At 74.8% G+C, this 7,983-nt stretch carries 7 protein-coding genes and 1 pseudogene; 7 read left to right on the top strand and 1 reads right to left on the bottom strand.

What is annotated here, in order from left to right; genetic code table 11:
- The 5 genes and pseudogenes from ABD296_RS40545 to ABD296_RS40525 form a co-directional block, all read left to right on the top strand.
- Nucleotides 1–371 (top strand): annotated as a pseudogene (locus tag ABD296_RS40545) (hypothetical protein); the annotation flags it as partial.
- Nucleotides 372–375: 4 nt separating this feature from the next.
- Nucleotides 376–2,139 (top strand): TRAFAC clade GTPase domain-containing protein, encoded by a 1,764-nt coding sequence (locus tag ABD296_RS40540; RefSeq protein WP_344280579.1) that lies wholly within the window; start codon nucleotides 376–378, stop codon nucleotides 2,137–2,139.
- Nucleotides 2,140–2,254: 115 nt separating this feature from the next.
- Nucleotides 2,255–2,863, top strand: coding sequence for a malonic semialdehyde reductase (locus ABD296_RS40535; RefSeq protein WP_344280576.1), 609 nt, complete (start codon nucleotides 2,255–2,257; stop codon nucleotides 2,861–2,863).
- Nucleotides 2,856–4,094, top strand: coding sequence for a multidrug effflux MFS transporter (locus ABD296_RS40530; RefSeq protein ID WP_344280573.1), 1,239 nt, complete (start codon nucleotides 2,856–2,858; stop codon nucleotides 4,092–4,094). The genes ABD296_RS40535 and ABD296_RS40530 overlap by 8 nt, the downstream gene beginning before the upstream one ends.
- A gap of 19 nt (nucleotides 4,095–4,113) precedes the next feature.
- A complete protein-coding gene (locus tag ABD296_RS40525) occupies nucleotides 4,114–5,016 on the top strand; it encodes an LLM class flavin-dependent oxidoreductase (RefSeq protein WP_344280571.1) in 903 nt (300 codons plus the stop codon).
- An 8-nt stretch (nucleotides 5,017–5,024) separates the two neighbouring features.
- On the opposite strand, the gene ABD296_RS40520 is transcribed toward ABD296_RS40525, so the two are convergent.
- On the bottom strand, nucleotides 5,025–5,654 hold the full coding sequence (locus ABD296_RS40520; RefSeq protein ID WP_344280569.1) for a TetR/AcrR family transcriptional regulator: 630 nt from the start codon (nucleotides 5,652–5,654) through the stop codon (nucleotides 5,025–5,027).
- A gap of 100 nt (nucleotides 5,655–5,754) precedes the next feature.
- Between ABD296_RS40520 and ABD296_RS40515 the strand changes: the two genes are divergently transcribed.
- The gene (locus ABD296_RS40515; RefSeq protein WP_344280566.1) at nucleotides 5,755–6,735 is read left to right on the top strand and encodes a phosphotriesterase family protein; all 981 of its coding nucleotides are present in this window, start codon (nucleotides 5,755–5,757) and stop codon (nucleotides 6,733–6,735) included.
- Between the two features lie 129 nt (nucleotides 6,736–6,864).
- Nucleotides 6,865–7,950, top strand: a complete 1,086-nt coding sequence (locus tag ABD296_RS40510) for a S1C family serine protease (RefSeq protein WP_344280563.1) — start codon at nucleotides 6,865–6,867, stop codon at nucleotides 7,948–7,950.
- Nucleotides 7,951–7,983: the final 33 nt, after the last annotated feature.

Genomic DNA, 7,983 nt, shown 5'->3' with positions numbered 1-7,983 from the left:
CGGGCGAGGCGTGCGAGGCGGCCGCGCGCCCCCTGTCCCCCCGCCCGCCCGCGTTCCGGGCGGAGCTGCTGGCCGCGGCCCCCGCGCCGGTGCGGGCCCGGATCGCCGACCGCTGGACGGCGGAGCTGCCCGCCCGCGCCCGCACCGGCCGCGCCCCGCTGCGCGGCGCCGACGCCGGGCACCGCAACGACCTGGTCGAGATCGCGCTGCGGCTGCGGACGCGCGGGATCGCCGAACCGGGGCTGGAGGCGTGGGCGCGGTCCGCCGCCGCCCGCTGGCTCGCCGCCCGGCAGCTCGACGCGCACCTGTCGGACCGCCCGGAACTGCGCTCCGCGCTGAAGGGCCTCCTCGCCGGGGACGAGGGGAGGTGAGCGCGTGCAGGTGCTGATCGGGCTGCTGCTGGCCGCCGTGTGGGTCGGAGCGATGTGGCTCGGGTTCTGGTACGTGTTCCCGGTGCTGTTCCCCGCGACGCTGGTCGTCGCGGGCGCCGCCGCGCTCGGCCTGTACTACCTGAGCGCGTGCCGCACGCTCGCCCCGTCCGCGCTCGACGGCCCGTCCCCGGTCGCCTCGCCTGAGGTCGCGTACCGCAACTACCTGCTGGGCCAGGTGTGGCGGGACTGGTGGACGATCAGCCGGACCGTCGTGCCGCAGGTGTACCGGATCGCGTCCGGCACCGTCGTCCGGCTCACCCGGACGCTGCTCGGCGGGTTGTGGGGGTTCTTCGCGTTCCCGATCTGGCTGGCGCTGTGCGCGGGGATCGTGGCGGCGGCCGTCCCGGCGGCGGCGTTCGTGCTGGCGCTGACCGTCCTGTACGGGGTGGTAGCGGCGGCCGGGCTTGCGGCGTGGCTGGTGTGCGTGCTGGTCCTCGCGGCCGTCGAGCGGATCTTCATGGCGTACGGGCGGATCCTGCAGACCTGCCCGCATCCCTTCTGCTACGAGCGGATCGGCCTGCCCGAGTACGAGTGCCCCGGATGCGGCGCCCGGCACAAGCACCTGTCGCCCAGTGCCGCGGGAGCGTTCCGGCACGTGTGCCGGTGCGGCGCGCGGCTGCCCACCACCGTCCCGCTCGGCCGGTTCCGCCTCGCCGCCTACTGCCCGCACTGCGGCGGGCGCCTGCCCGAGCGCATCGGGCGCGTCCGCGTCGAGCCGCTGCCGTTCGTCGGCGGGCCGGCCGCCGGGAAGACCACGTTCATGTTCCTCGGGATCCGGGCGCTGCACGCGCGCGCCCGGTCGTTCCACGGGCGGCTGGCGTTCGTGGAGCAGCGGCATGCGCAGGCGTACGCGGGCGCGATCCGCGAGTTCGGGCACGGCGGGCGGCCTGCCAAGACCGGCCCGGAACTGCCGCTCGCCACCATGGTCGACGTCGACCTGCCCGGCCGCGCGCGCCGCATCCTGTACCTGTTCGACCCGGCGGGCGAGCACTACACCGGCGCGACCGAGGTGGAGTCGCTGCGCTACCTCGACCACGGCGAGGCGCTGCTGTTCGTCGTCGACCCGTTCGCGCTCCCCCAGGTCCGGCGCGCCCTCACCCGGGACGAGGCCGACCTCGTCGACCAGGCCGCCGTGTCGTCGGAGGAGGACCCCGCCGACACCCTCCAGCGGGTGCTGAACGACCTGCGCTCCCGCCCCGACCACGGCCGGCAGAAGCGCGTCGCCGTCATCGTCACCAAGACCGACCTGCTCGTCCGCACCGAGATCGGCCGCTGCCTCGGCCACGGCGGCGATGGCTCCGACGGTGGTCCCGACGGTGATCCGGGCGCGGACGTGCGGGCGTGGCTGAGCGGCGTCGGGCTCGGCAACACCGTCCGCACCCTCGACCAGGTCGCGGGGCAGGTCCGCTACTTCGCCTCCGGCCTGGCCACCGAGCCCGCCGCGGTCGCCGACCTGCTCGGCTGGGCGTCCGGCCTCGCGCCCGCCGCCCCGTCCGGCGGCGACCACCCCCTCACCGCCGGCGACGCGCAGGAGGTCCCGGGCACCGCCCCGCTGCGCGCGCCCTGGCCGGTGCGGGGGCGCGGTTCCGGCCGCGTCCCCGCCGGGTACCAGGCCGGACGGTGGGCCGTGCTGTGCGGGCTGTCGGTGCTCACCGTCGCGACCGTCGCCGGCGCCGTCGTCGCCGCGGCCGAGCGGTTCCCCTTCTGAACCGGTGTGTGACGGATCGCACTTCCTGACGCGGCAGATAACGTACCGTCATCCGGTTACAGCCTCTCGGAGCCGTCCCGACCGCGGCTCCGCCATCCGACCGAGAGGTGAGGACATGACGACGATCGCGCCCGAAGGACTGCTCGCCATCGACGCGTCCGCGCAGGACCTGCTGTTCCGCGAGGCCCGCACCGCGAACACCTTCAGCGCCGAACCCGTCGGCGACGAGCAGCTCCGCGCGATCTACGACCTGGTGAAGTGGGCGCCGACCGCGATGAACGCGCAGCCGCTGCGGCTCGTCGCCGTCCGCAGCGCCGAGGCGCGCGAGCGGCTCCTCCCGCTGATGGCCGAGGGCAACCGGGCCAAGACCGCCTCCGCGCCGCTCACCCTCATCGTCGCCGCCGAAGAGGACTTCCACGAGCACCTCCCGGTCACCTTCCCGCACCGGGAGGGCGCCCGCGAGGCCATGGAGGCCAACCCCGGCCGTCCCGCCATGGCCCGCTTCAACGCCTCCATCCAGCTCGGCTACCTCATCCTCGGCATCCGCGCCGCCGGCCTCGCCGCCGGGCCGATGGCCGGCTTCGACGCCGCCGCCGTCGAGAAGGAGTTCCTCGGCGGCAACCAGCGCGCCATCGCCGTCGTCAACGCCGGCAAGCCCGGCCCCGACGCCTGGTTCCCCCGCAACCCCCGCCTCGACTTCGAGCAGGCGGTCAAGGTTGTCTGACCCCGTTGCCAAGGCGGCCGTGCCGGCCGGCACGGCCGCCAGGGCCGACCGGCGAGTGGTGCTGATCGGCGTGCTGGGGGCCCTCACCGCGATGGCGCCCCTGTCGATCGACATGTACCTGCCCGCCCTGCCCCGGGTGGCGTCGGACCTGTCGACCGGGGCGATGCAGGCGCAGCTCACCCTGACCGCCTGCGTCGTCGGGCTCGCCGTCGGGCAGGCCGTCGCCGGGCCGCTGAGCGACGCGCTCGGGCGGCGCAGGCCCCTGCTGGTCGGGCTCGCCGCGTACGCCGCCGCGTCGCTGCTGTGCGTCGCGGCGCCGAACGTGGAGACGCTGATCACGCTGCGGGTCGTGCAGGGCGCGGCCGGGGCGGCGGGGATCGTGATCGCGCGCGCCGTCGTCCGGGACCTGTACGACGGGGTGGCGGCGGCGAAGTTCTTCTCGACGCTGATGCTGGTGAACGGGCTGGCGCCGATCCTCGCGCCGGTGATCGGCGGGCAGCTGCTGCGGGTCATGCCGTGGCCGGGGGTGTTCGGCGTCCTCACCGGCATCGGCGTCGCGCTGTTCCTGGCGGTCCTGGCCGGCCTGGGCGAGACGCTGCCGCCCGAGCGCCGCGAGACCGGCGGGCTGCGCGCGACCGTGCGGACGTTCCGGGCGCTGGCGACCGACCGGTCGTTCGTGGGGCCGGGGCTGGCGCTCGCGCTGGCGTTCGCCGCGATGTTCACCTACATCTCCGGCTCGCCGTTCGTCCTGCAGGACATCTACCACCTGTCCCCGCAGGCCTTCAGCATCGCGTTCGGCGTCAACTCGCTGGGCATCGTCGCGGCCGGGCAGGTCAGCGGGTGGCTGGCCGGGCGCGTCGCGCTGGGCCGGCTGCTGGCGGCGGGGCTGGCGATCGTGGCGGCGGGCGGGATCGGCCTGCTGGTCGCGGTGCCGGCCGGAGGCGGGCTTCCCGCGGTGCTGCCGGCGCTGTTCCTCGTCGCGTCCGGGCAGGGGCTGATCATGCCGAACGCGACCGCGCTGGCGCTGGCGGACCGCCCGCCGCAGGTCACCGGGAGCGCGTCGGCGCTGCTCGGGCTGTCGCAGTTCGCGCTCGGCGGGGCGGCCGGGCCGCTCGCCGGGATCGCCGGCCCGCGCACCGCGCTGCCGATGGCCGTGACGATCGCGGTGCTGTCGCTGCTCGCCGCCGGGGCCGCCGCGATCACTCCGCGGAGGGTTGCGTCAGCGAACTGACCGTGCGTACGGTCGGGACGTGATCATTCGCATCGGCATGGCGCCCGCGTCGGGCGCGCTCGGCCCGGACTCCCTGACCGCCCTCGTCCGCGGCCTCGAACGCGAGGGCTTCGACTCGCTGTGGGTGTCGGAGCGGGCGTCCGGTGCGACGCTCGACCCGGTCGTGGTGCTCACGCACGCGGCGGCGCTGACGTCCCGGATCAAGCTCGGCACCGCGGTGATGACGGTGCCCGGGCGCTCCCCCGCGCTGCTGGCCAAGGAGCTGGCGTCGCTGGACGTGCTGGCGCGCGGCCGGCTGCTGCCCGCGTTCGGGCTCGGCCAGCGGCTGCCCGCCGAGCAGCAGGCGTTCGGCGTCCGCCGGGAGGACCGCGCCGCGATCTTCGAGGAGGCGCTGCCGCTGCTGCGCCGCTTCTGGGCGGGCGACGCCGTCACCCATGACGGGCCCCGCTTCCACTACGACGGGCTCCGCATCGGGCCGCGGCCGGTCAAGGGCGGCTTCGACGTGTGGATGGGCGGGACGTCCGAGGTGGAGCTGCGCCGCACCGGCCGGCTGTCGGACGGCTGGCTCGCCGCGTTCACCACGCCCGCGGAGGGCGAGCGCGGCCGGATCGCCGTGCAGGAGGCCGCCGCTGCCGCCGGACGCGAGATCGAGGAGGAGCACTTCGGCGCCGTCGTCCCCTACCGGCGCGGCCCGCTGCCGGACGAGGCCGCGGCCCGGCTCGCGCGCGTCCGCAGGGTCAGCGGTCCGGCCGATCCCGCCGACGTCGTCCCCGACCTCGACGGCCTGGAGGCGCACCTCAAGCGGCTGGTCGAGGCCGGCCTGTCGAAGTTCGTGCTGGCCCCGCTGTCCGCGCCGGCCGACTGGGACGAGGAACTCGCCGACCTCCGCGACGCCGCCCTCCCCCTCCAGACCCGCCGCTAGCCCGTCGATCAGTCGAGGGCCGCGAGGATGAAGTCGGCCACCTCGGCGGCCAGGTCGGCGGCGGGCTTCGGGCCGTCGGCGCGGTACCAGCGCGGGAGCTGGTTGACCATGCCGAGGGCGACGATCGTGACGGTCTCGGCGGGCGTCGGGGTGGTGAACGAGCCGTCCCGCTTGCCCTGCTCGACCAGGCCGCGGAACGTGCGGTGGTAGCGGCGGCGGTCGGCGCGGACGGCGTGCATGCGGGCGTCGTCGAGGCGGTGCATCTCCCGGCCGAACACCTTGGCCTCGTCGATGTGCTCGGCGGTGCTGAGGATCAGCCCCGTCAGCACCTTGCGGACGGCCTCGCGCGGCGCGAGGCCCTCGGCGAGGACGGCGTCGAGGTCGGCGAGCTGCCGGGCGATCAGCGAATGGTAGATCTCGTAGAGCAGCGCGTCCTTGGAGTCGAAGTAGTGGTAGAGGGCGCCCTTGGTGACCTCGGCGGCCTCGACGATGCCCTGGACGGACGTCCCGTCGAAGCCGCGCTCGGCGAACAGCCGCAGCGCGGCGTCCAGGATGCGCCGCTCCACGGGGCTGCGCCGGACCGGCGCGGAATCCGCGCCGCCGTCCGCCGCGGCGTCCGTAGGCTGGGTCTCGGTCATCGGCGTTCCTCCCATTGACGCGCCCGCGTCCACGGACATAGCTTGCCAGAAACCGACCGGTCGGTATGCACCCGTCCCGCCTGGACCGAGGGAGACCCTGATGCCCGCAGTCGAGACCGTCCGCGGACCCGTCGACGTCGCCGCCCTGGGCCGCACGTACATGCACGAGCACGTCTTCTGCCTCGGCACCGAGCACGTCGAGAACTACGGCGCGGACGACTGGTGGAACGAGGAGGAGAAGGTCGCCGACGCGGTGGCCAAGCTGCGCGAGCTGCCGGCGCGCGGCATCACCACGATCGCCGACCCGACCGTGTGGGGCCTCGGCCGCTACATCCCGCGCATCCAGCGGATCGCCGAGCAGGTCCCCGAGCTCAACATCATCGCGGCGACGGGCATCTACACCTACAACGACGTGCCGTTCCAGTTCCACTACCGGGGCCCGGGCACGGTGATGGACGACGGCCCCGACCCGATGATCGCCTACTTCGTGCGCGACCTCACGCAGGGCATCGCCGGCACCGGGGTCAAGGCCGCGTTCCTCAAGTGCGCTATGGACGCGCCGGGCCTCACTCCCGGCGTGGAGCGGGTGCTGCGGGCCGTCGCGGGCGCGCACCGGGAGACGGGCGCCCCGGTGACGGTGCACACCGAGAGCTCGATCCACGCGGGCCGGACGGTCGTGGACATCCTCGGCAAGGAGGGCGTCGACATGAGCAAGGTCGTCGTCGGGCACGCCGGGGACAGCAACGACCTCGACTACCTGATGGAGCTGGCCGACACCGGCGCGATCCTCGGCATGGACCGGTTCGGCCTCGACGTGATCAACCCGACGGCGGACCGGGTCCGCACCGTCGCGGCGCTGTGCGAGCGCGGCTACGCCGACCGCATGGTGCTCAGCCACGACGCGAGCTGCTTCATCGACTGGTTCGGGCCCGATCCCGCGACCGTGCCGGCGTTCGCGCCGAACTGGAACTACCGGCACATCAGCGACGACGTGCTGCCCGCGCTGCGCGGGGCCGGCGTGCCGGACGGCCAGCTCGACCAGATGCTCGCCGAGAACCCGCGCCGCTACTTCACCCGCTGACGACGCGCCCCGGCGCCGCCCACCCGGCCCTCGTCCCCCCTGAGCAGGCGGAAGCCGCCGCTTGGGGAGAGGTCAAGGACTAATCCCCCTGGATCGGGAATCATGGGAGGAAACTGCTAGGAGGCGCCGGTGAACGAGGTCTTCGAGCGTCGCGGGCTGCGGACCGCGATCCCCACGGTCCTGGCCGCGCTGCTGCTCCTCGTCGCGCCCGGCTGCCAGGCGCTGAACGGCGGCGCGGGGCCCGAGGACGTCCCGCCGCCGGTCAAGACGCCCGTCGCCAAGCACGAGAAGCCGAGCGGGCGGCGCCCCGGCGTGGTCAACATCGACACCGAGCAGGGGCTGAACAGCACCCGCGCCGCCGGGACGGGGATCGTCATGGAGCCCTCGGGCCTGGTGCTGACCAACAACCACGTCATCCAGGGCGCCACCACGATCAAGGGCACCGACACCGACAACCGGCGCTCCTACACCGCCCAGATCGTCGGCTACGACCGGCAGAGCGACATCGCGGTGATCCGGCTGTACGGCGCGTCCGGGCTGAAGGCCGCCGTGTTCGGCGACCCGTCCTCGGTGGGCGTCGGCGACCCGGTCACCGCGGTCGGCAACGCCGGCGGCAAGGGCGGCACCCCGACGGTCGTCACCGGCAAGGTCACCTCCCTGGACCAGACGGTCACCGCCCGCGACGACAGCGACGGCACGTCCGAGCGGCTCACCGGCATGATCGAGACGAGCGCGCCGATCCGGCCGGGCGACTCCGGCGGCCCGCTGCTGAACACCCGCGGCCGGGTCATCGGTATCAACACCGCCGCGTCGGCGTCGTTCACCGTCGGCAAGTCCAAGCAGAAGGGCACGCACCGCGGCTACGCCATCCCGTCCGACCGGGCGCTGTCGATCGCCCGCCAGATCGCCCGCGGCCAGGCGTCGGCGACCGTGCACATCGGCCAGACCGCCATGCTCGGGGTGAAGGTCCGCGCCGGGGCCTCCCAGGGCGCCCAGGTGGTCGAGGTCGTCCCCGGCACCCCGGCCGAGGAGGCGGGCGTCCCCACCGGCGCCACGATCATCTCCCTGGGCGGCGCCGTCGTCGACTCGCCCACCACACTGACCGGCCTGATGCTCGCCCACCATCCCGGCGATACCGTCCGGCTGGAATGGTTCACCGCCCAGGGCGCCCGCATGGCGGCCACGCTCCGCCTGGCCGACGGCCCGCCGCAGTAGGCCGGGCCTCCGGCGCCGACGATCCGCGGCCGC

Source organism: Actinomadura napierensis (assembly GCF_039529375.1).
Taxonomy (GTDB): domain Bacteria; phylum Actinomycetota; class Actinomycetes; order Streptosporangiales; family Streptosporangiaceae; genus Spirillospora; species Spirillospora napierensis.
The sequence above is the reverse complement of the archived record's forward strand: the minus strand, read 5'-3'. Positions and strand labels throughout refer to the sequence as shown.